Here is a 20447-nt window from a genome sequence, read left to right as displayed (position 1 = left end):
AGGAAAGGATTTTCGGGATGTATGAAGACAAGGATCCCCGCGCGGCCCTGTTCGCCGCGGCCTCGGCGCCGGCCCGCACCGGCCTGATCGCCGAGGAACAACTGGCCGAGTTCGACAAGACCCCGCCGCAGGAGGACGCCCAAGGCCGCAAGGTCTGGTATCAGCGCGGCTGCAATTTCGTGCTGGCCTATGCCGAGGCGCAGCCGGGCGCAAGCTTTGCCCGCACCGGCCAGCCCGACGAATATGTCGTGCTGCTGCCCGACCGGCCGGCGCTGATCGAGGCCGATGGCGACAGCCGCGAGGTTGCCGGCAATTCCATCGTCTTCGTGCCGCCGGGCGACAGCCGGGTGACGCTGCCCGACGGGGGCAGGGTGGTCCGGCTGTTCACCGCCGCCGCGGCGGACCTGGTCGCGCTGTGCCCCAATGCCGATGCCTATGCGGAAGGGCGCAGCCATATCCCGGCCTTCCGGCCCTGGCCCGAGCCTGCCGGGGGCTTCAGGATCCGCGCCTATGACCTGGACGTGAAGCCGCAGGAGGGGCGCTTCGGCCGCATCTTCCGTTGCACCACCTTCATGGTGAACTTCCTGGACGTGCAGCAGGGACCGCGCGATCCCAGGAAGCTCTCGCCCCATCACCACGACGATTTCGAGCAATGCTCGCTGGCGCTTGCCGGCAGCTTCATCCATCACCTGCGCTGGCCCTGGACGGTGGACCGCAGCGACTGGCGCGAGGACCGGCATATCGCCGTCGGCTCGCCCTCTTCGCTGGTGATCCCGCCGCCGGTGGTCCACACGACCGAAGCCAGCGGCGCGGGCGAGAATGCGCTGGTGGACATCTTCTGCCCGCCGCGGCTGGATTTCTCGATGCAGGAGGGCTGGGTGCTGAACGATGCCGACTATCCGGTGATCCCGCGGCGCTGAAGCCGGTGGCGGGGCGCCGTGTCGGCCATGGGCGGGCGCGGAGCTTGCCGGCCTGCGCCGCCAAGGCGGCCCGGTGCCCTTTCGCTGGAACGGTTCCAGGCGCGCGAACCGCCGGGCTGCCAGAGTTCCGCCGCCCGCCGATCCCAGGCTAATCCTCTCCGCGCGCGCCCGTCCGCAGGGGCGCGCGGCTGTATTCGTTGCCGGCCTCGGTCGCCTTGCGCAGCAGCGCGAGGAATGCCTCGGCCTCGGCCGGGGTCAGCCCGGCCAGCGTGCGCTGCTGCACCTCGGCGATGGCCGGGGCAAGCCGCTCCAGCATGCGCTGCCCCGCCGCGGTCAGTTCCAGCACCCTTGCGCGGCGGTCCTGCGCGCTGACGCTGCGCGACAACAGCCCCTTGCCCTCCAGCCGGTCCACCACCCCGCCCATGGTGACGCGGTCATGCGCGATCAGCCCGGCAAGCGTGGCCTGGTCCACCCCCGGATGTTCCGCCAAGGCCGCCAGCGCCGCGAATTGCACCGGCGTCAGGTCCACCCCCGCCTCGTCCATCCGGGCGGCGAAGATCGCGGTCGAGATCTGGTTCAGGCGCCGGATCAGATGGCCCGGCAGATCGTAAAGCGTCGTCATGGCACCGGCATGGTTGGGACCGCCGCAGGCTAGGTAAATCGGGGCAGGATGACAAGTGTGCTAATCATATTGACCAGTATACTGATGATTAGTATACGTCTTGGTTATCGGACCCCGCGGCGTGGTCGGGGCGAACCCTGAGGGAGGACAGAATGCAGTTTCACCTTGACGGCTTCCGGCCTGGCGACCCGACCCATCATCCGGCCGCCTCTGCGCAGGACGGGGCGGCCGGGAACGACGGGGACGTCGATGTGCTGATCGTCGGCAGCGGCCCGGCCGGGCTGACGCTGGCGGCGCAGCTGGCCGTCTTTCCCTCGATCCGCACCCGCATCGTGGAACGGAGGCCGGGGCCGCTGGACCTGGGCCAGGCCGATGGCATCGCCTGCCGCACGATGGAGATGTTCAACGCCTTCGGCTTTGCCGACCGGGTGATGAAGGAAGCCTATTGGGTAAACGAAGTCACCTTCTGGAAGCCGCAGGACGGCGATGGCCCGATCATGCGCCACGGCCGCATCCGCGACACCGAAGAGGGGCTTTCGGAATTTCCCCATGTCATCCTGAACCAGGCGCGGGTGCATGACTTCTATCTCGAGGCGATGCGTCATGCGCCGACCCGGCTGCAACCGGATTACGGCCTGCAACTGGCCGGCCTGACCATCCCCGACGACCCCGCGCAGCCGGTCGAGGCGCGGCTGCGCCTGGCCGGGGCCGAGGACGCGTCCCGCGACCAGATCGTCCGCGCCCGCTATGTCGTCGGCTGCGACGGTGCGCGCAGCCAGGTCCGCCGCCAGATCGGGCGGGAGTTGCGCGGCGAGGCGGCGAACCAGGCCTGGGGCGTGATGGATGTGCTGGCCTATACCGATTTTCCCGACATCCGGCTGAAATCCGCGATCCATTCCGCGCAGGAAGGCAATATCCTGATCATCCCGCGCGAAGGGGGCTATCTGGTCCGGCTCTATATCGAGCTGGACAAGCTGGCCGAGGACGAGCGCGTCGCGTCGCGCAACATCACCCAGGAAACCCTGATCGCCGCCGCGCAGCGGATCCTGCACCCCTATGTGCTGGAGGTGAAGGAGGTCGCCTGGTGGTCGGTCTATGAAATCGGCCAGCGGCTGACCGACCGCTTCGACGACCTGCCCGCGGATGCCCCGGCCTCGCGCATGCCGCGGGTGTTCATCGCCGGCGATGCCTGCCACACCCACAGCCCCAAGGCGGGGCAGGGCATGAACGTCTCGATGCAGGACAGCTTCAACCTGGGCTGGAAACTGGCGGCGGTGCTGCGCGGACAGGCCGATGCCGGGCTGCTGCGCAGCTATTCGGCCGAGCGGCAGGGCGTCGCGCAGGAGCTGATCGACTTCGACCGCGAGTTTGCCCGGATGTTCAGTGCCCGTCCCAAGACCGCCGAGGACGACGGCGAAGGCGTCGACCCGGCCGAGTTCCAGCGCTATTTCATCCAGCATGGCCGCTTCACCGCCGGGACGGCGACGCGCTATCGCCGCTCGGAGCTGACCGGGCCGGACACGCATCATCATCTGGCGACCGGGTTCCCGGTCGGGATGCGCTTTCATTCGGCGCCGGTGATAAGGCTGGCCGATGCACGGCCCATGCATCTGGGCCACATCGCCCAGGCGGACGGGCGCTGGCGGATCTATCTCTTTGCCGATGCGCAGGGGCTGGCGCCCGGCTCGGGGCTGGCGCGGCTTTGCGGGCGGCTTGACCGGGACGGCTCGGTCCTGCGCCGCCATACCGCCGCGGGTGCGGACCCCGATGCGGTGTTCGACATCCGCGCGGTATTGCAGCAGCCCCACCAGTCGCTGTCGATGGACGACCTGCCGGGGCTGCTGTGGCCGCGCAAGGGTCGCCACGGGCTGCGCGACTATGAAAAGGCGTTCTGCGCCGATCCGGCCGCGGGCGACATCTTCGACCGGCGCGGCATCGACCGCGAGCGGGGTTGCATGGTGGTGGTGCGTCCCGACCAATATGTCGCCCAGGTTCTGCCGCTGGAGGACGACGCGGCGCTGGGGGAATATTTCGCGGGCGTGCTGCGGCCGGCGGGCTAGGCCGCGGCGGCGGGCCTGGCCTGCGTCCTAGCCGCGGGCCGGGCCGGCATCTGCCGGTCCCGACCCTGGTCCTGGCCCCGGTCCTGGCCCGAAGCCTTCGGCGATCACCCGCATCACCGCCTGCCGGAACAGCAGCTGGGCATTGGTTTCGGGCTGGCTGGCGCGGGTCATCAGCCCGACCGGACCCTGCGTCAGCGTCGTGTCGAGCGGCAGCCGCACCAGCCGGCCCTCGGCGATCTCGCGCGCCACGACCCCGGCCGAGATGAACCATACCGCATCGCCCTGCCGGGTGAAGACGCGGCCGAAGGCATCCGAGACGGTCTCGATCCGCCGGGCGGGGCGCAGGACGCCATGCGCGATCAGCAACCGTTCCACGAACGGGTGGATCGCGGCGGTCTCGGTCGGATAGATCACCGGAAAATCGCCGATCCGGCGCAGGTCGGGGTCGGTGAGGATCGGGTGGCCCGGCCGGACCACCACCGCCACGTCCTCCAGGTAAAGCTGGGTGAAGCTAAGCCCCTGCATGGTTTCGGGCGCGCCCAGCCGCCCGATCACCACGTCAAGATCGTCCGAGCGCAGCAGCCCCATCAGATGCCCGTGCCCACCATCGGCGATGGACAGCCGCAGATGCGGTGCGGCCTGCTGCAATTCGGCGACCACCTCGGGCATCAGCCGCGCCGAAACCGAGGGCAGCGCCCCCACCCGCAAGGACAGCTCGGCCGCCTGCGCCTCGCCGGAAATGCCCGCCAGCCCCTGCGACAGCGCCGACAGCGCGTTCAGCGCATAGCCGTGGAAGAATTCGCCCTGCGCGGTCAGCGCCACGCCGCGGCGGCTGCGGGTCATCAGCCTTGCGCCGACGATTTCCTCGAGTTCGGCCATGGTGCGCGAAATCGCCGGCTGGGTCAGATACAGCGCCTCGGCCGCGCGCTTGAGATTGCCCTGGCGGACGATCTCGACAAAGGCCTGCACATGTCTCAGCCGAATCCTGCGGTCCAACACTTGCCGTTTCTGATAATCATCAAACCCAATTTCTCATTTTACTTGCGATGCGTGGCAGGTCAAGTTCGGCGGCAGAGGGGGACTGTCATGCGCACTCAGGTCGTTATCATCGGCGGCGGGCCGTCCGGGCTGCTTCTGGGCCAGCTTCTGCACCGCCAGGGCATCGAGGCGGTGGTGCTGGAGCGCAAGACCCGCGACTATGTGCTGGGCCGCATCCGTGCCGGCGTGCTGGAAACCGGCCTTGTCCGGCTGATGGAGGAAGCGGGCGTGGCCGACCGGCTGCACCGCGAGGGTTACGTCCATGACGGCACCCGGATCGCCTGGGACGGCGGCATGTTCCACATCGACTTCAAGCGGCTGACCGGCACCCCGGTGGTGGTCTACGGCCAGACCGAGGTGACGCGCGATCTTTACGACGCGCGCGAGGCCGCGGGCGCGCAGACCGTCTTCGAGGTCGAGGACGTCGTGATCCACGATGCCGACGGCGACCGCCCGCATGTGACCTATGCCCGCGCCGGGCAAGGCCACCGCATCGATTGCGATTTCATCGCCGGCTGCGACGGGTTCCACGGCATCAGCCGCCAGACCATCCCGCTGGACGTGCGGCGCGAATATGAAAAGACCTATCCCTTCGGCTGGCTGGGCATCCTGTCGGAAACGCCCCCGGTCCACGACGAACTGATCTACGCCAATTCCGACCGCGGCTTCGCGCTGTGTTCGATGCGCAACGCCAACCTGTCGCGCTATTACATCCAATGCGCGCTGTCGGACCACACCAGCGACTGGACCGACGGGGCTTTCTGGGACGAGCTGCGCCGCCGCCTGCCCGAAGAGGTGGCCGACCGGCTGGTCACGGGTCCGTCGATCGAGAAATCCATCGCGCCGCTGCGGTCTTTCGTGACCGAGCCGATGCGCTGGGGCCGGTTGTTCCTGTGCGGCGACGCCGCCCATATCGTGCCTCCGACCGGGGCCAAGGGGCTGAACACGGCGGCCAGCGACGTGCAATACCTGTATAACGGGCTGGTGCAATATTACCGGGACAAGGACAGCGAGGGCATCGACCACTATTCCGAAAAGGCGCTGCTGCGCGTCTGGAAGGCGGAACGCTTCAGCTGGTGGTTCAGCGGCCTGCTGCACCGCTATCCCCACCAGAGCCCCTTCGACCTGAAGATGCAGAAGGCCGATATCGCCTTCCTGCGCGACGACGAATCGCAACAGCGCGCATTCGCCGAAAACTACGTGGGGTTGCCTTACTGATGCGGACGATTATGGCAAACGGCGCGGATCTGCATGTCGCGGTGTCGGGGCCGGAAACCGGGCCGGCGGTGGTCTTTGCGAACTCGCTGGGCACCGACCTGCGGGTCTGGGACGGGCTGATCCCGCATCTGGCGCCGGGGCTGCGGCTGGTGCGCTATGACAAGCGCGGCCACGGGCTGTCCCAGGAAACGCCCGGCCCCTACGACATCGAGACGCTGGCCGACGATGCCGCGGCGCTGATCGCGGCGCTGGACCTGGGGCGGGCGGTCTTTGTCGGTCTGTCCATCGGCGGGCTGATCGGCCTGTCGCTGGCCGCCCGCCATCCGGGCCTGCTGGCGGGGCTGGTGGTGTCGAACTCGGCCGCCCGGATCGGCGATGCGGCGATGTGGAACGCCCGGATCCAGGCGATCCGCGACGACGGGCTGGCCAGCATCGCGGCACCGACGATGGAGCGCTGGTTCTCGCCCGCATTCCGGGCGGCGGGACGCGACGCGCCCTGGCGCCGGATGCTTGCCCGCCAGCCGCAGGGGGGCTATGTCGCCTGCTGCCAGGCCATTGCCGGGGCCGACCTGGCCGAGGCGGCCCGCGCGCTGGACCTGCCGGTGCAGGTGATCGCGGGGGGGCTGGACGGCTCGACCCCGCCGGACCTGGTGCGGGCCACCGCCGCGCTGATCCCCGGCGCGCGCTTCGACCTGATCGCGGATGCCGGACATATTCCCTGCGTGGAGGCGCCGGCCGCCCATGCGGCCATTCTCAACCGTTTTTTCAAGGACATCGGCCATGTCTGACAGCCCCGTCCCCGACCGCCATGCGACCGGCATGAGAACCCGCCGCGAGGTGCTGGGCGATATGCATGTGGACCGGGCCGAGGCGCAGACCTCGGATCTGGACCGGCCGTTCCAGGATCTGATCACCGTCTCTGCCTGGGGCACGGTCTGGGCCTCGGACGGCATCAGCCGGCGCGAGCGTTCCATGCTGACGCTGGCGCTGCTGGCGGCGACCGGCAATTGGGAGGAGATCCCCATGCATATCCGCGCCACCGCCCGCACCGGAGCCAGCCAGCGCGACGTCCTCGAGGCGTTCCAGCATGTCGCCATCTATTGCGGCGTGCCCAAGGCGAACCACGCGCTGAAACTGGCCAAGCAGACCTTCGCCGAGATGGAAGAGGAGGAGAGCCGATGACCCCCGCAGAATATTACCAGCGCGACCGACGCATCCACCCGCCGGCGCTGACGCCGGATTACAAGACCTCGGTCGCGCGCAGCCCGCGCTTCAGCCTGATCAGCCTGCAAGGCTCGATGTCGGAAATCACCGGGCCGACCTTCGGCCATGGCGACATCAGCCCGATCGACAACGACCTGATCAAGAACTACGCCAAGGACGGCGACCCGATCGGGGAACGCATCATCGTCCACGGCCGCGTGCTGGACGAGAACGCCCGGCCCGTGCCCGACACGCTGGTCGAGGTGTGGCAGGCCAATGCCGGCGGCCGCTATCGCCACAAGAAGGACAGCTACCTGGCCCCCATCGACCCGAATTTCGGCGGCTGCGGGCGCACCATCACCGACGCGGACGGCTATTATTTCTTTCGCACCATCAAGCCCGGCGCCTATCCCTGGCGCAACTGGGTCAACAACTGGCGGCCGGCGCATATCCACGTCTCGGTCTTCGGCCACGCCTTTTGCCAGCGGCTGATCACCCAGCTTTATTTCGAGGGCGATCCGCTGATCCCGATCTGCCCCATCGTGCAGACCGTCCCTGACCCGGAGGCCATCGACCGGCTGACCGCGAAACTGGACATGAACGCCACGGTGCCGCTGGACAGCATCGCCTATCGTTTCGACATCGTGCTGCGCGGCCGCCGCTCGACCATGTTCGAAAACCGGCTGGAGGGGAATTGATGAAGGTCGTCGATGCACGGGCCAACCGCCCGCACTACCTGCCGGAAACCGCGTCGCAGACCGCCGGCCCCTATGTCCATATCGGGCTGGCGCCGGGGGCTGCCGGCTTTCGGATCTTCGACCGCGAGCTGGGCTGGGACATCGCCGGGCCGAACGCCGCAGGCGAACGCATCCGGGTCGAGGGCGTGGTGATCGACGGCACCGGCAGCCCGGTCAAGGACGTGCTGATCGAGGTCTGGCAGGCCAATGCCGCCGGCATCTATGCCCATCCCGAGGCGGGCGGCGCGGTCGAGGAGGGCTTTCGCGGCTGGGGCCGGGTCATCACCGATTTCGAGACCGGCGAATGGGGTTTCGATACCGTCAAGCCCGGCCCGGTCAGGGCGCGGGCCCGCATGGTCTCGGGCGTCAGCCAGCGGGTGCGCGACAGCCATCCCGACTGGCAGGGTCGCGCGCAGGAAGACAGCATCCCGATGGCGCCGCACCTGAACCTGTGGATCGTCGCCCGCGGCATCAACATCGGCCTGAACACCCGGATGTATTTCGACGACGAGGGCCCGGCCAACGCCACCGATCCGGTGCTGAACCTGATCGAATGGGAACGCCGCCGCGCCACGCTGATCGCGAAGCGCACCCTGCGCGACGGCCGCCCGGTCTATCGCTTCGACATTCGCCTGCAGGGCGAGGATGAAACGGTGTTCTTCGATGTCTGACCCGGCCGGAAGACCCTGCATCATCTGCGTCGCCATCACCGGCAGCCTGCCGACCAGGGAAAACAACCCGGCGGTGCCGATCACCGTGGCCGAACAGATCGAATCCACGCATGAGGCGTTCGAGGCCGGCGCCTCGATCGCCCATTGCCATGTCCGCGACGACGAGGGGCGGCCGACCAGCGACCCCGACCGCTTCGCCGCGCTGAAGGAGGGGCTGGAGAAACATTGCCCCGGCATGATCGTCCAGCTTTCGACCGGCGGGCGGTCGGGGGCGGGGCAGGCGCGCGGGGCCATGCTGCCCTTGCGCCCCGACATGGCCTCGCTGTCGGTCGGGTCCAACAACTTCCCGACGCGGGTCTATGAAAACCCGCCGGACCTGGTGGACTGGCTGGCCGCCGAGATGCTGGAATACGACATCAAGCCGGAAATCGAGGCGTTCGACCTGTCCCATATCTTCCAGGCCAAGAAGATGGCCGAGGACGGGCGGCTGGCCGGCACCCCCTATGTGCAGTTCGTGATGGGGGTGAAAAACGCCATGCCCGCGGATCGCGATGTCTTCGACTATTACATCCGCACCGTGAAGCGGCTGTTCGGCGAGGACGCGCCCTGGTGCGCGGCCGGGATCGGCGCAAGCCAGATCGTGCTGAACGAATGGGCGATTTCCTCGGGAGGCCACGCGCGCACGGGGCTCGAGGACAACCTGCGGCTGGACCGGACCCGGCTGGCGCCCTCGAACGCGGCGCTGGTCCGCCGTGCGGTCGAGCTGTGCGGGAAATACGGCCGCCCCGTCGCGACATGGCGGCAGGCGCGACAGATCCTTGGGCTGCGGATGGTCTGATGACGGTGGGCACCTTGTTCGGACAGCTTTACGGCGACGGCGAGATGGCGGCGATCCTGTCGGATCGCGCGGCCATCCGGGCCATGCTGCGGGTCGAAGTCGCTTTGGCCCGCGCCCAGGCCGATCTGGGGGCGATCCCGGCCGCGGCGGCCGAGGCGATCGCCAAGGCGGCAGAGGCTCTGGACCCCGACCCGGCGGACCTGGCCGCGGCGGTGGCCCTGGCCGGCATCGCTGCGCAGCCGGTTGTCGCGGCGCTGAAATCCGCGGCGGGCGAGGCCGGGGCATTCGCCCATTACGGCGCCACCTCGCAGGACGTCGTGGACACGGCGCTGGCGCTGCAGCTGGAGGCGGCGCTGGAACTGCTGGCCGCGCGCCTGGACCGTCTGGCGGCGCTGCTGGCGCAGAAGGCCGCGGATCACGCCGACCTGCCGATCCCGGCGCGCACCCGCCACCAGATCGCCGCGCCCACCACGCTGGGCGCCAAGATCGCGGTCTGGCACGGGATGGCGGTGCGCAACCGCCAAAGGCTGGATCAGTTGCGGCCGCGGCTGCTGCTGGTCTCGCTGCACGGGGCGGCGGGGACCGAGGCGGCGCTGGCCGGCCACGGCCCGGCGCTGCGCGCCTCGATGGCGGCGGCGCTGGGGCTCGGGGTGCCGGATGGGCCCTGGCACGCGGCCCGCGACGGCATCGCGGAACTGGCGGGCTGGCTGTCGCTGGTCACGGGCGGGCTTGGCAAGATGGGCCTCGACCTGGTGCAGCTTGGCCAAAGCGAGATCGCCGAACTGGCGGCGGGCTTCGGGGGCGGTTCGTCCACCATGCCGCAAAAGCAGAACCCCGTCGCGGCCGAGGCGCTGGTGACGCTGGCGCGGCTGAATGCCGGCGATCTGGCGGGGATGCACCAGGCGCTGGTCCATGCGCAGGAACGCGACGGCATCGCGCTGGGGCTGGAATGGAACCTGCTACCGGGAATGCTGGAACGCGCGGCCGCGGCGCTGCGCATCGGCTGCGCGCTGGCCGAGACGCTGGCCCCGCGCCCCGACGGCATCGCGGCCACCTTCGCCGCCGACCGCGGGCGGATGGCGGCCGAGGCCGCGGGCTTTCTGCTGGCCGAGGCCATGCCCCGCGCCGAGGCCCTGCGGATCGTGGCGCAGGCGCTGGCGCAGGTCGCCGGGGGCGAGGCGCCGACGCTGGCCGATGCGCTGGCGCAACTGGCCCCCGGCCGCGACTGGGCCAAGGCCCTGAGGCCCGAGAACCTGACCGGCGCCGCGCCCCGGCAAGCGCGCGCCGCACGACCGATCTGAACAACGCAACGGGAGGAAACCATGAAAACCCTGATCCTGTCGGCCATCGCCTCGCTTTCGCTGGGTGGCGCGGCATGCGCCGCCGATGTGACGCTGCGCGTGCATCACTTCCTGTCGGCCGATGCGCCGATGCAAACCGAGATCCTGATCCCCTGGGAAAAGGCCGTCGAGGAACAGTCGGGCGGCCGCATCGACGTGCAACTGTTCCCCTCGATGCAATTGGGAGGCAAGCCGCCGCAACTCTTCGACCAGGCGCGCGACGGCATCGTGGACATTTCCTGGACGCTCCTGGGCTATACGCCCGGCCGCTTCCCGGTGGCCGAGGTGTTCGAACTGCCCTTCATGTCCGGCACCGCCGTCCAGACCACCGCCGCGCTGCAAGAGTTCCAGGCGAAATACCTGGGCGACGAGATGGCGCAGGTGAAGCCGCTCTTGCTGCATGCGCCGGCGGGCTACAAGTTCCACATGCGCAGCGGCCCGATCACCGCGCTGGCCGATCTCAAGGGCAAGAAGATCCGCGCGCCCTCGCGCGCGATGACCGACGCGCTGAATGCGCTTGGCGCGACTGCCGTGGGCATGCCCGTGCCCGAGGTCGCGCAGGCCCTGACCACCGGCGTGATCGACGGCGCGCAGATCCCGTGGGAGGTCGTGGGTTCCCTGCGGGTCGACGAGATCACCAATGCCCATAGCGAAATCGGGGTCGAGAACGGCGGCGTTTCCACCGCGGTCATGGCGCTGGTGATGAACCGGGCCAAATACGACAGCCTGCCCGACGACCTGAAAAAGGTGATCGACGACAATTCCGGCGCCAATCTGGCGGTGCTGGCCGGCGCCGCCCTGGACCGGGTCGAGGCCGAGGAAAGGCAGAAAGCCCTGGACGCGGGCGCGCAGATCAACGTGATCCCGGCCGAGCAGATGGAGGAATGGCGCAGCGCGGTGCAGCCGGTGGTGGACGGCTGGGTCAAGGCCATGGACAGCCGCGGCCTGGACGGGCAGGCGATGCTGGACGATGCGCGCGCCATGCTGGCCGCGGCCGGCGCCGAGTAAGGGGAGGCGAGGGCGAGATGACCGAAGCCGAACCCCTGACCGAACAGCCCCATCCGGTGCCGGTGCCCGGCTGGCTCGTCGCCCTCTGCCGCTGGTTTGCCGCCATCGGGGGCGCGGCGCTGCTGGCGATGATGCTGATGACCGTGGCCAGCGTCACGCTGCGATCCGTCCTCGGCTGGCCGATCCCCGGCGATTTCGAGCTGGTCGAGGTTCTCTCGGCCATCACCGTCTTCTGCTTCCTGCCCTGGTGCCAGGTCATCGGCGGCAACGTGCTGGTCGATTTCTTCACCATGAAGGCCGGCCCGCGCACGAACCACGCGCTCGAGGCTCTGGGCGACCTGGTCTATCTGGCGATCGGGGTGCTGCTGACCTGGCGGCTGTGGCACGGGGCGGTCGATTTCTACAGCTATGGGGAACAGACCATGATCCTGCGCATCCCGATCTGGTGGAGCTTCATCATCGCCATGCCGGCGATGGCGCTGCTGATCGTGACCACCTTCTTCACCCTGATCGGCCATATCGGAAAGGCGCGCGCATGACCGGGATCGCCGCCGGGCTGACGGGTTTCGCGGTGCTTCTGGCGCTGATGGCCATCCGTATTCCGATCGCCGTGGCGATGCTGGCGACCGGCATCGTCGGATACGGGCTGGTCAGCGGCTGGATGCCGCTGCTCGCCTTCCTCAAGACCAACACCTATTACCAGTTTTCCACCTATTCGCTGTCGGTGATCCCGCTTTTCGTGCTGATGGGCGAATTCGCCACCCATGCCGGGATGAGCCGGGCGCTTTACCGTGCCGCCGCGGCCTTCATGGGTCATCTGCGCGGCGGGCTGGCCATGGCCTCGGTCGGGGGCTGCGCGGCCTTCGGCGCGATCTGCGGCTCGTCGCTGGCCACCGCCGCGACCATGGGCCAGGTCGCGCTGCCCGAGATGCGGCGCTACAACTATTCGGGCGCGCTGGCCACCGGCTCTCTCGCGGCCGGCGGCACGATGGGCATCCTGATCCCGCCCTCGGTGATCCTGGTGCTTTACGCGCTGATGACCGAACAGAGCATCGCCAAGATGTTCGTCGCCGCCATGGTGCCGGGGGTGATCGCCGCGCTCGGCTATATGCTGGCGATCGCCATCTTCGTGCGCCGCCGCCCCGAGGCAGGCCCGGCCGGCCCCCGCGCCAGCTGGTCCGAGCGGCTGGATTCGCTGAAGGAAACCTGGTCGATCATCCTGATCTTCGCGCTGGTGATCGTCGGCATGTATCGCGGCTGGTTCACCCCCACCGAGGCTGCGGCGGTCGGCGCCTTCGGGGCCTTCGTGCTGGCGGTGCTGCATGGCGGGCTGCGGCTGAAGGGGCTGGTCGAATGCCTGCAAGGCACGGCCCGGACCTCGGCCATGATCTTTCTGATCATGCTGGGGGCCGAGATGTTCAACGCCTTCCTTTCCGCCACGCAGACGCCCATGCTGGCCTCGCAGATGATCGTCGAGGCGGGGCTGTCGCCGATGATGGTTCTGGTCGCCATCCTGCTTCTCTATCTGGCGATGGGCTGCGTGATGGATTCCATGTCCATGCTGCTGCTGACCATCCCGATCTTCTATCCGATCATCGCGGGGCTGGATTTCGGCATGGGCCGCGAGGACACGCTGATCTGGTTCGGCATCCTGGCGGTGGTGGTGGTCGAGGTGGGGCTGATCACCCCTCCGGTCGGGATGAACGTCTTTGTCATCAACGCGATGGCCAAGGAGGTGCCGATGTGGGAAAGCTTCAAGGGGGTCATGCCGTTCCTGATCTCGGACCTGCTGCGCATCGTGTTGCTGGTCGCGTTCCCGGCGATCACGCTGGGGCTGGTGCGGGCGCTGGGATAGCTGCCCGCCCCTGGCGCGCCGGTCCGGTCGCGAAGGCCGGGCCGCGCCGTCCCTCGCCCGTGCCGCCCGGCCCGGCGGGGGATGTTTCGAACGCTTCCCCGTTCGAGCCGCGGCCTTTTCCGCCGATCCCGCCAGGTGGATCGCCGGACGATTTCCTGTCCGCTTCCATTGCGGCGAGTCTGATCGTCGAGGCCTTCGGTCCCCCGCCCGCTTTGCCCCCTTGCGGGCGCGGGCAGCGACCATCCGGTCGGATCAAGCCTGTCCAGCGAAAGCCCCGTTCCAGAGCCAGGCTCGATGCGGAAGACCGGGCGGCTGGGCGGCCGCGTTGAAAAACCGGTCCGCGCGGCGAGGGGCTTGCTGCCTGATTGCCGGGCCGTTTGAGAGCAAACCAGCCCAGGCAGGCCAGTCGCGCAAGCGCCGCCGCCTTGCCGTCGGCTCCGATTGCGGGGCGGCCGTGATCCGCTGCGGCCGCCTTGCCCTCGGGCCGGGCCTGTGCGCCGGGCATCCCCCGATCGGCAACATTCGCGCCCGCTGTTTCGGCCGCGGGCTCGTCGCCTGCCAGCAGAGCCAGCGGGCCGTTCTTCGGCGCGGATGCATCGCCTTGCGGCCTGACTCGGGCGCCGGCAGGACTGCGCTTGCGGCGATCAGGATGAGCCTGGGAATCAGGACGGTAATGTCCATTGTTTCTCCCACGCCCGATTGGCTTGGGGCTTGAGCTGGCCAGGGATGTCGCGCTTGGCGGCCGCCGCCTATTCCGTTCCCGGCGGGCTTGTCCCCGACCGGCTGCGCGTATTTCTTGCCGCCATCCCGCCGGAGCGCATCGCCGGGGTCGAACTCGCCGAATTCGAGATGCCGGGGACGGCGCAAGCGGCCATCGCGACAATCCTGGACATCGTCGGCCCGCTGCTTCCGGCCGGGCGATGAGCCTGGGCCAGCCGGCCTGCAGCCGGGCGAAGGCGCCCGAGACCCAGCGCGGCAGGATCTCCTCTGCGGTCAACGGCGCGAGGGGGATGTCGTCGCATGCCGGATCGACCCAGCTTGCCTCGGCGATCTCGGCGCCGGGGACGATTTCGACCCCCTCCGGCAGATGCAGCGGGAACAGGTCGGCATCCACCTGCCGGCCGGGCTCGTTCGCTGCCCTCTGCGACCCGGCACCTGCGCCAAGGGCGAATTGCCGCTGAGCCAGAGCTTCCGGCATCAGGACATTCTCGGCAACGCTGATACCGGGCGGCTGGTCTGGGAGACCAAGATGGCCCGCCGCCGCGTGGTGTTGGAAATCTCGGGGGCCGGCTGGATCCACGGCCTCAACCTCCTTGCGCCGGACCGCGGTCCTTAAGGCTGCACGGTCGGCGACACCTGGGCCCGGGATACGCCGGCGGTCATGGACGGCCGGCTGACGCGCCACCCGCGGCATCGCGCAACGCGTCGGCCACCGCGATCACCGCCCGGTCGTTGCGGCTTTCCGGCAGCATCCATGCCGTCACCGACAGGCCCAACGGAACCGGCCGGCCGAAGGGGGCGACAAGCGTGCCGCTGTCCAGATGCCCCTGCACCAGGGATTGCCGGCCCATCAGGACTCCGGCGCCCGCCAGCGCCTGCTGCACGGCGACCGCATACAGCGAAAAGCCGGGGCCGGTGGGAACGACCGCGCCGTCCGGCATCGCCGCCTTGGCCCAGATCTTCCAGTCCTGCCAGACCACGTCCGAGATGCAGATCACCCGGCCCAGATCGGCGGGCTCGGCAAGGCCTTCGGCCAGGGCGGGCGTGCAGACCGGCAACAGCATCTCGTCCCACAGGTTGATGCGGTCCGGGCCAGGCCGGGCATAGAACAGGCACAGGTCGAAGGGCGTGCGCTTGAGATCCGGCGGATCCTCCAGCGCCGTGACCGAGATGTCCACCTGTGCCAGCGCCGCGCGCAGGGCGGGCAGGCGCGGTGCAAGCCACAGCTGCGCCAGGGCCGGCGAGGTGACGACATGGACCCGGCGCGGCGCGGCATGGCGCCGAAGCTCGCGCACCGCATGGCCAAGGGCATCGAAGGCCGCGATGAAACCCGGCGCGACGCGCTGCCCCAGCGGGGTCAGCCGGACGCCATGCGCCCGGCGCTCGAACAGGGCGGCGCCATAGTCCGCCTCCAGCGCCTTGATCTGGGCGGTGATGGCCCCCGGCGTTACCATCAGCTCGTCCGCCGCCTGCCGGAAACTGCCAAGCCGCGCCGCCGCCTCGAAGGCGCGCAGGGCGTTCAGGGAAGGCATCCTGCTGAAAGGCGGCGAAACCGGCATGATCCCCAGGCTCAGATTTTCTGATCCTTGTATAGTGGAAAACTGATTTGCGGCAAGCGCGGCCGCCATGGAAATCCTGCCCCATGAACAGATCGCACCGCCTTGGGCGGATGCGCCACCCGGCAGGAAAGAGGACCGCCATGAAGATCTCGGCCATCGAGCTTTACGAATACGACCTGACCTATGCCCATGGCACCTATGTGATGTCCAAGGGCCGCTCGGCCAGGCAACAGCCCTCGAACCTGGTGCGGGTCGTCACCGACGACGGCATCGAGGGCTGGGGCGAGGCGGCGACGCTGTCGGGGAACTACCTGCCGGTTTTTGCCGCCGGCACCCGCGCTGCGTTGCGCGAGCTGGCGCCCTTGCTGATCGGCCAGGATCCGCGCCGGACCAGCCATCTGCAGCGGCTGATGTCGAGCGTGCTGATGGGCCAGGCCAATGCCAAGAACGCCTTCGACGTGGCCTGCTGGGACATCTTCGGCAAGTCGGTCGGCCTGCCGATCTCGGCGCTGATCGGCGGCGTGCTCAGCACCGAGCTGCCGATCTTCGAGGCGGTGCCGCTGTCCTCGGTCGAAGACAGCATCGCCTATGTCCAGAAACGCAGCGCCGAGGGCATCCTGCGCTACCAGATCAAGATCGGCGACGATCCGGCCAGGGATGCCGCGCGCGCCCGCGCCATCGCCGAGGCCTTCCCCGAGATATTCTTCTTCGTCGATGCCAATGCCGGCTATACGCTGCTGGAAGCGCAGGTCGCGATGCGCGCGCTGGACGACACCGGCATGTTCTTCGAGCAGCCCTGCCGCGAACTGGCCGATTGCGCCCTCCTGCGCCGCACCGGCCACCTGCCGATGATCATGGACGAATCCGTCCTGAACCACGCCGATCTGTATCGCGCGAAATACGAGGTCTCGGCGGCGGCGGTGAACATCAAGCTGGGCCGGCTGGGCGGCATCACCCCGACGGTCGCCCTGCGCAATGCCGCGCAGGATCTGGGCATGCATTTCGCCATCGAGGATGTCTGGGGTGGCGACGTCACCTCGGCGGCGGTGTCGCATGTGGCGGCCAGCTCCAGCCCCGAACATCTGCTGCACACCTCGTTCTTCAACGACTGGACGAACGAGCATGTCGCCGGCTATCAGCCCCGCAGCCGCAACGGCCGGGGCGCCGCGCCGACCGGCCCCGGCCTGGGCATCACCGTCGACCGCGCGCTGCTCGGCGCCCCCGTCGCCAGCTTTTCGTAACGGGCGCCAGGGGCACGGCCCAAGCTGTCGACATACAACGAACGCGGCGGCGTGCTGCCTTGGCCGCGGGCCATGAACGCACTCCGCATCGTGATCCTATGGGCCGCCGGACACGATCCGGCGGCCCAAGGCGGACATCCGTTCTGCGATCCGGCAGATGCCGGCTGCGATATTTTATCTTCAAGGACTTGAGGGCCTCGACCGCCTCGACGGCATAGCTGGCGATCATCAGGTCCAGATGCGCGCCGCCGCCGTTCTTGAACAGCGTGACCTGGTCATCGGACCGGCGGCTGGACCCGCCCGCCGCAACCCGATCGTAAGAATCGCCCCGCACATGGTCGCAGCTGATGGCCCCCGAGCGGATCGGCTGCATGATCTCGCCGATCCGGTCCACGACCGTCTCGACGAAATCCACTGACGCCGTCCATTCTGTATTTTTAATAGACAGAATATCTATTATTTGTAGTATATCAATATGAGCTTTGCGGCCGGCAGCGATTCGCGTTCCGTCACAAGCGACGAAGCCCGGTCAGACCATCGCGGGATGCCATGAAACGACTGGTGAAAGCTCTTGGGCGGTGCGGATGAGCACCCTGGCCGCAAGCGCGGGACAAGGTTCGAGCCGGGCACCATGGCCTGAGAGGTGCCAACCGCAGCGGTGGCCGGGAAGGTTCTTGGGAACAAGGGCTATACGGTAGAGCCGATCGCGTCCCCGATTGGGCATTGCTTATGTCGGCCTGACCCGTGGTCGGGCATGGGCCAAGCCGGCTATCGGGAAACCAGCCCGCGAAGCTCTCGATCGCTTCGCATGGCCTTTGCCAGGGTCTGGCCGTTCCCAACGTTGTCGAGATCACCGATCGAGGAGCAGAACGACACCACCCACGAACCGGGCGAAGATCATCGGCATCGAGCCCTGCGCGGGGTGGATGCGCAAGACAGCGCAGGCCGTCGAGCAATACTGCCTCGCCCTGCAACTGGCCGAGGGCAGCACCGCGGGCATGACGGCCGTGGACCGGCAACTGCCCATCGTCGTGACGCTGTGGACCCCGACCTGGACGGTTGCGCGATATGCCATGAAACTCCCGCACGACCCCAAGGGCGTGTTTGCCGCCTCGGACCGACAACCTGATCGTGCAAAGATGTTTCTCAGAGAAAAGCCCGAAACCGGGGAAATCCGTGCCGGGATCTTCCGCGCCTGCGGCCTTTCGAGGACGGGGGGGAAGGCCTCGGCTTCCTCTACCATCGCATCTGCGCTGCGATGAAGCGCGAAGCCTTGGAGACCGCCGCGCAGGGCATTGAAGTCGATGCGGTTTTCGGCTGCGTCGAGCAGGGATGGACGGGACCGTTCCGGCGCAAGGATTCGTCCGGTTCGTGGTTCTGGACATCGAACGCACTATGCGGCCGAGTATCCCGGCCGGCCTGGCGGTCCTGGCGTGCTGCCCGGATCCTGGATCGCGGACCATCGGGGACAGAAACCGGCCGGGGCTTTTGCGACAGGATCGATCCCCCATCCTTTGGCGGCACCAGCAGGCGCTATTCGGTTTTCGGGTGCGCAGGCGTGGCCTTGTCGGTGGCGATCCGGGCGCGAATCGCCTCGGCGGCCTCGGCGATGTCGCCGCAGATCGCGGCGCGGGCCGCCTCGGGATCGCCCTGCCGGATCGCCGCGATCACCTCGGCGTGGCGCACCTGGCCGGTCTTGGACAGCACCCCGCTGCGCACGATGCTCATCAACGGCCCATAGCGCATCCAGAGCAGCTCGATCAGGTCGACCAGGTCGTCGTTGCCGCATTGCCGGTAGACCTCGAAATGGAACTGCTGGTTCAGCCGCAGATAGGTCTTGGTGTCCTGCCGGGGCACCATGGCGCGCATCTCCTCGTCGATGCGCGCGAGCCGGCGGGCCAGTTGCGGGTCGGGCCGCAGGGCGGCAAGGCGGGCCGCTTCGCCCTCGAGATGCAAGCGCAGGGGCAGCAGCGCGTCCAGCCGCTCCACCGTGGCCTGCGGCACCCGCATCGAGCGGCGCGGCATCGCCTCGATGGCGCGCGCCACCACCAGGCGGCTGGTGGCCTCGCGCACGGGCATCTGGCTGGTGCCGAAGGCCGCGGCAAGCTCGGGCAGGGTCAGGCGCTGGCCCGGCTCGAACTCGCCGATCATGAAGGACTGCTTCAACTCGCCATAGACGTGATCGGGTTCGGAAATCACCTGCCGTTGCTGAAAGGCGGGCAGGGAGGCGGAGCGCGGGGCCATGCGGGATCCTTGGATGGTTTTGGCGCAAGCGTAAAGAAATGCCCAGGCCGAGGCAATCAGTCCGCAATATCTGATCAGATATCATATTCATTGACAGAATCGATTCGCGCCTCCTAGGGTGGATGCAGCAGGGCGGACCCGCATGACGTCGACCTAAATCTGATCAGATATCATATATGAGGACATGATGGCGCGAGACGAAACCACCGATCCCTCCGATTTGCGAGTGATCGCCATCATTGGCACCGGGCTGATCGGCTGCAGCTGGGCGGCGCTGATGGCTGCCTCGGGGCGGCGGGTGGTGATCCATGACACCCGCCCCGAGGCAGGGCGGGTGGTCGCCGAGTTCTGGGATTCGGTCAAGCCGGCGCTGGTCGAACTGGGGCTGGCGGGGGACACCACAGAGCCGGATTTTCACGTCGCGCCCTCGCTCGAGGCCGCGCTGGCCGAGGCGGATTTCGTCTTTGAAAACATCCCCGAGCGCCTGGACGCGAAACGCGCGCTTTATGCCGCGATGGAGCCGCATCTGCGGCCGCATGCCATCGTCGCCACCAGCTCCTCGGGGCTGGAGCTGTCGGACCTGCAGGCGGGCTGGAAAAACCCCGGCCGGCTGATCATCGGCCATCCCTTCAACCCGCCGCATCTGGTGCCGCTGGTCGAGCTTTACGCCAATGATCGCACCGATCCCGACGTGCTGCCGCGGGCGCGGGCGCTTTACGAAAGCTGCGGCAAGGTGACGATCACCCTGAAGCGCGAAGTCATGGGCCATGTCGCCAACCGCCTGCAGGCCGCGTTGTGGCGCGAGGCGATCCACCTGGTCGATGCCGGCGTCGCCTCGGTCAAGGACGTGAACGCGGCGATCTGGGCCGGCCCCGGCCTGCGATGGGCGATCATGGGGCCGCATATGCTGCTGAACCTGGGCGGCGGCGAAGGCGGCCTGCGCGCCTATTGCGAGCAGTTCACCCAAAGCTACACCGAATGGTGGGACGACCTGGGCAAGCCGCAGCTGACGCCCGAGACCATCGACAGGCTGGTCGAGGGCCTGGCCGAGGAAATCGACGGCCGCGACTACGCCACCTTGCGCCGGCAGCGCGACGACCAGCTGGTCGCGGTCCTCAAGGCGCTTGGCGAGACCCGCAAGACGCCTGCCGCCCCCGAACACGCCTAGAGACC

Annotated in this window: 22 protein-coding genes; 18 read left to right on the top strand and 4 right to left on the bottom strand. The window is 68.4% G+C overall.

Annotated elements, in window-relative coordinates:
* Positions 1 to 17: 17 nt before the first annotated feature.
* A complete protein-coding gene (locus E3U26_RS15835) occupies positions 18 to 920 on the top strand; it encodes a cupin domain-containing protein (RefSeq protein WP_499105955.1) in 903 nt (300 codons plus the stop codon).
* Positions 921 to 1068: 148 nt separating this feature from the next.
* Here E3U26_RS15835 and E3U26_RS15830 read toward each other — a convergent pair whose 3' ends face one another.
* A complete protein-coding gene (locus E3U26_RS15830; protein WP_499105954.1) occupies positions 1069 to 1542 on the bottom strand; it encodes a MarR family winged helix-turn-helix transcriptional regulator in 474 nt (157 codons plus the stop codon).
* Positions 1543 to 1694: 152 nt separating this feature from the next.
* Between E3U26_RS15830 and E3U26_RS15825 the strand changes: the two genes are divergently transcribed.
* Complete coding sequence (locus E3U26_RS15825) at positions 1695 to 3602, top strand: FAD-binding monooxygenase (RefSeq protein ID WP_499105953.1); 1908 nt, start codon at positions 1695 to 1697, stop codon at positions 3600 to 3602.
* A 27-nt stretch (positions 3603 to 3629) separates the two neighbouring features.
* On the opposite strand, the gene pcaQ is transcribed toward E3U26_RS15825, so the two are convergent.
* Positions 3630 to 4601, bottom strand: a complete 972-nt coding sequence (gene pcaQ, locus E3U26_RS15820; protein ID WP_499105952.1) for a pca operon transcription factor PcaQ — start codon at positions 4599 to 4601, stop codon at positions 3630 to 3632.
* Positions 4602 to 4688: 87 nt separating this feature from the next.
* Between pcaQ and pobA the strand changes: the two genes are divergently transcribed.
* The 12 genes from pobA to E3U26_RS15760 all read left to right on the top strand — a co-directional run bounded on the left by pobA (position 4689) and on the right by E3U26_RS15760 (position 14846).
* Positions 4689 to 5858, top strand: coding sequence for a 4-hydroxybenzoate 3-monooxygenase (gene pobA / locus E3U26_RS15815; RefSeq protein WP_499105951.1), 1170 nt, complete (start codon positions 4689 to 4691; stop codon positions 5856 to 5858).
* On the top strand, positions 5858 to 6646 hold the full coding sequence (gene pcaD / locus E3U26_RS15810; protein WP_114534883.1) for a 3-oxoadipate enol-lactonase: 789 nt from the start codon (positions 5858 to 5860) through the stop codon (positions 6644 to 6646). The genes pobA and pcaD overlap by 1 nt, the downstream gene beginning before the upstream one ends.
* Complete coding sequence (pcaC, locus tag E3U26_RS15805; protein ID WP_036755624.1) at positions 6639 to 7040, top strand: 4-carboxymuconolactone decarboxylase; 402 nt, start codon at positions 6639 to 6641, stop codon at positions 7038 to 7040. The genes pcaD and pcaC overlap by 8 nt, the downstream gene beginning before the upstream one ends.
* Positions 7037 to 7759 carry a protocatechuate 3,4-dioxygenase subunit beta gene (pcaH, locus tag E3U26_RS15800; RefSeq protein WP_036755628.1) on the top strand — a complete coding sequence of 241 codons (723 nt, stop codon included), beginning with the start codon at positions 7037 to 7039 and terminating at the stop codon, positions 7757 to 7759. The genes pcaC and pcaH overlap by 4 nt, the downstream gene beginning before the upstream one ends.
* The gene (locus E3U26_RS15795; RefSeq protein WP_114534880.1) at positions 7759 to 8469 is read left to right on the top strand and encodes a protocatechuate 3,4-dioxygenase subunit alpha; all 711 of its coding nucleotides are present in this window, start codon (positions 7759 to 7761) and stop codon (positions 8467 to 8469) included. The genes pcaH and E3U26_RS15795 overlap by 1 nt, the downstream gene beginning before the upstream one ends.
* Positions 8462 to 9307: a beta-keto acid cleavage family enzyme gene (locus E3U26_RS15790; RefSeq protein WP_499105950.1), complete on the top strand. Its 846-nt coding sequence runs from the start codon at positions 8462 to 8464 to the stop codon at positions 9305 to 9307. The genes E3U26_RS15795 and E3U26_RS15790 overlap by 8 nt, the downstream gene beginning before the upstream one ends.
* Positions 9307 to 10608 carry a lyase family protein gene (locus tag E3U26_RS15785; RefSeq protein WP_499105949.1) on the top strand — a complete coding sequence of 434 codons (1302 nt, stop codon included), beginning with the start codon at positions 9307 to 9309 and terminating at the stop codon, positions 10606 to 10608. Before E3U26_RS15790 ends, E3U26_RS15785 begins: the two co-directional genes overlap by 1 nt.
* 21 nt (positions 10609 to 10629) lie before the next feature.
* A complete protein-coding gene (locus tag E3U26_RS15780; RefSeq protein ID WP_036755640.1) occupies positions 10630 to 11655 on the top strand; it encodes a TRAP transporter substrate-binding protein in 1026 nt (341 codons plus the stop codon).
* A gap of 17 nt (positions 11656 to 11672) precedes the next feature.
* Complete coding sequence (locus E3U26_RS15775; protein WP_072463967.1) at positions 11673 to 12194, top strand: TRAP transporter small permease; 522 nt, start codon at positions 11673 to 11675, stop codon at positions 12192 to 12194.
* A complete protein-coding gene (locus E3U26_RS15770) occupies positions 12191 to 13510 on the top strand; it encodes a TRAP transporter large permease (RefSeq protein WP_499105948.1) in 1320 nt (439 codons plus the stop codon). Before E3U26_RS15775 ends, E3U26_RS15770 begins: the two co-directional genes overlap by 4 nt.
* A 735-nt stretch (positions 13511 to 14245) precedes the next feature.
* Positions 14246 to 14434, top strand: coding sequence for a hypothetical protein (locus E3U26_RS15765; RefSeq protein ID WP_140849002.1), 189 nt, complete (start codon positions 14246 to 14248; stop codon positions 14432 to 14434).
* 163 nt (positions 14435 to 14597) lie between these two features.
* Positions 14598 to 14846 carry a proline racemase family protein gene (locus E3U26_RS15760; protein WP_499105947.1) on the top strand — a complete coding sequence of 83 codons (249 nt, stop codon included), beginning with the start codon at positions 14598 to 14600 and terminating at the stop codon, positions 14844 to 14846.
* Between the two features lie 43 nt (positions 14847 to 14889).
* On the opposite strand, the gene E3U26_RS15755 is transcribed toward E3U26_RS15760, so the two are convergent.
* Positions 14890 to 15789, bottom strand: coding sequence for a LysR family transcriptional regulator (locus E3U26_RS15755; RefSeq protein ID WP_499105946.1), 900 nt, complete (start codon positions 15787 to 15789; stop codon positions 14890 to 14892).
* Between the two features lie 140 nt (positions 15790 to 15929).
* On the opposite strand from E3U26_RS15755, the gene E3U26_RS15750 reads away from it, so the two are divergent.
* The 3 genes from E3U26_RS15750 (at position 15930) to E3U26_RS15740 (ending at position 18292) form a co-directional block, all read left to right on the top strand.
* Positions 15930 to 17030 carry a mandelate racemase/muconate lactonizing enzyme family protein gene (locus tag E3U26_RS15750; RefSeq protein WP_499105945.1) on the top strand — a complete coding sequence of 367 codons (1101 nt, stop codon included), beginning with the start codon at positions 15930 to 15932 and terminating at the stop codon, positions 17028 to 17030.
* Between the two features lie 157 nt (positions 17031 to 17187).
* Positions 17188 to 17448, top strand: a complete 261-nt coding sequence (locus tag E3U26_RS15745) for a hypothetical protein (RefSeq protein ID WP_499105944.1) — start codon at positions 17188 to 17190, stop codon at positions 17446 to 17448.
* Positions 17449 to 17956: 508 nt separating this feature from the next.
* Positions 17957 to 18292 (top strand): type 2 periplasmic-binding domain-containing protein, encoded by a 336-nt coding sequence (locus tag E3U26_RS15740; protein WP_499105943.1) that lies wholly within the window; start codon positions 17957 to 17959, stop codon positions 18290 to 18292.
* A gap of 271 nt (positions 18293 to 18563) precedes the next feature.
* On the opposite strand, the gene E3U26_RS15735 is transcribed toward E3U26_RS15740, so the two are convergent.
* On the bottom strand, positions 18564 to 19274 hold the full coding sequence (locus E3U26_RS15735; protein ID WP_499105942.1) for a GntR family transcriptional regulator: 711 nt from the start codon (positions 19272 to 19274) through the stop codon (positions 18564 to 18566).
* Positions 19275 to 19500: 226 nt separating this feature from the next.
* Between E3U26_RS15735 and E3U26_RS15730 the strand changes: the two genes are divergently transcribed.
* Positions 19501 to 20442 carry a 3-hydroxyacyl-CoA dehydrogenase NAD-binding domain-containing protein gene (locus E3U26_RS15730; protein WP_499105941.1) on the top strand — a complete coding sequence of 314 codons (942 nt, stop codon included), beginning with the start codon at positions 19501 to 19503 and terminating at the stop codon, positions 20440 to 20442.
* The last annotated feature ends 5 nt before the right edge of the window (positions 20443 to 20447 follow it).

The sequence above is a fragment of the Paracoccus ferrooxidans genome, from assembly GCF_029909815.1.
Classification (GTDB): domain Bacteria; phylum Pseudomonadota; class Alphaproteobacteria; order Rhodobacterales; family Rhodobacteraceae; genus Paracoccus; species Paracoccus versutus.
The sequence above is the reverse complement of the archived record's forward strand: the minus strand, read 5'-3'. Positions and strand labels throughout refer to the sequence as shown.

Excerpts from the sequence above, each read along its gene's own strand:
- E3U26_RS15835 (WP_499105955.1), top strand. The coding sequence starts at position 18 with ATGTATGAAGACAAGGATCCCCGCGCGGCCCTGTTCGCCGCGGCCTCG.
- E3U26_RS15830 (WP_499105954.1), bottom strand. The coding sequence starts at position 1,542 with ATGACGACGCTTTACGATCTGCCGGGCCATCTGATCCGGCGCCTGAAC.
- E3U26_RS15825 (WP_499105953.1), top strand. The coding sequence starts at position 1,695 with ATGCAGTTTCACCTTGACGGCTTCCGGCCTGGCGACCCGACCCATCAT.
- pobA (WP_499105951.1), top strand. The coding sequence starts at position 4,689 with ATGCGCACTCAGGTCGTTATCATCGGCGGCGGGCCGTCCGGGCTGCTT.
- pcaD (WP_114534883.1), top strand. The coding sequence starts at position 5,858 with ATGCGGACGATTATGGCAAACGGCGCGGATCTGCATGTCGCGGTGTCG.
- pcaC (WP_036755624.1), top strand. The coding sequence starts at position 6,639 with ATGTCTGACAGCCCCGTCCCCGACCGCCATGCGACCGGCATGAGAACC.
- pcaH (WP_036755628.1), top strand. The coding sequence starts at position 7,037 with ATGACCCCCGCAGAATATTACCAGCGCGACCGACGCATCCACCCGCCG.
- E3U26_RS15795 (WP_114534880.1), top strand. The coding sequence starts at position 7,759 with ATGAAGGTCGTCGATGCACGGGCCAACCGCCCGCACTACCTGCCGGAA.
- E3U26_RS15790 (WP_499105950.1), top strand. The coding sequence starts at position 8,462 with ATGTCTGACCCGGCCGGAAGACCCTGCATCATCTGCGTCGCCATCACC.
- E3U26_RS15785 (WP_499105949.1), top strand. The coding sequence starts at position 9,307 with ATGACGGTGGGCACCTTGTTCGGACAGCTTTACGGCGACGGCGAGATG.
- E3U26_RS15780 (WP_036755640.1), top strand. The coding sequence starts at position 10,630 with ATGAAAACCCTGATCCTGTCGGCCATCGCCTCGCTTTCGCTGGGTGGC.
- E3U26_RS15775 (WP_072463967.1), top strand. The coding sequence starts at position 11,673 with ATGACCGAAGCCGAACCCCTGACCGAACAGCCCCATCCGGTGCCGGTG.
- E3U26_RS15770 (WP_499105948.1), top strand. The coding sequence starts at position 12,191 with ATGACCGGGATCGCCGCCGGGCTGACGGGTTTCGCGGTGCTTCTGGCG.
- E3U26_RS15760 (WP_499105947.1), top strand. The coding sequence starts at position 14,598 with ATGCAGCGGGAACAGGTCGGCATCCACCTGCCGGCCGGGCTCGTTCGC.
- E3U26_RS15755 (WP_499105946.1), bottom strand. The coding sequence starts at position 15,789 with ATGCCGGTTTCGCCGCCTTTCAGCAGGATGCCTTCCCTGAACGCCCTG.
- E3U26_RS15750 (WP_499105945.1), top strand. The coding sequence starts at position 15,930 with ATGAAGATCTCGGCCATCGAGCTTTACGAATACGACCTGACCTATGCC.
- E3U26_RS15745 (WP_499105944.1), top strand. The coding sequence starts at position 17,188 with ATGCCGGCTGCGATATTTTATCTTCAAGGACTTGAGGGCCTCGACCGC.
- E3U26_RS15740 (WP_499105943.1), top strand. The coding sequence starts at position 17,957 with ATGCGCAAGACAGCGCAGGCCGTCGAGCAATACTGCCTCGCCCTGCAA.
- E3U26_RS15735 (WP_499105942.1), bottom strand. The coding sequence starts at position 19,274 with ATGGCCCCGCGCTCCGCCTCCCTGCCCGCCTTTCAGCAACGGCAGGTG.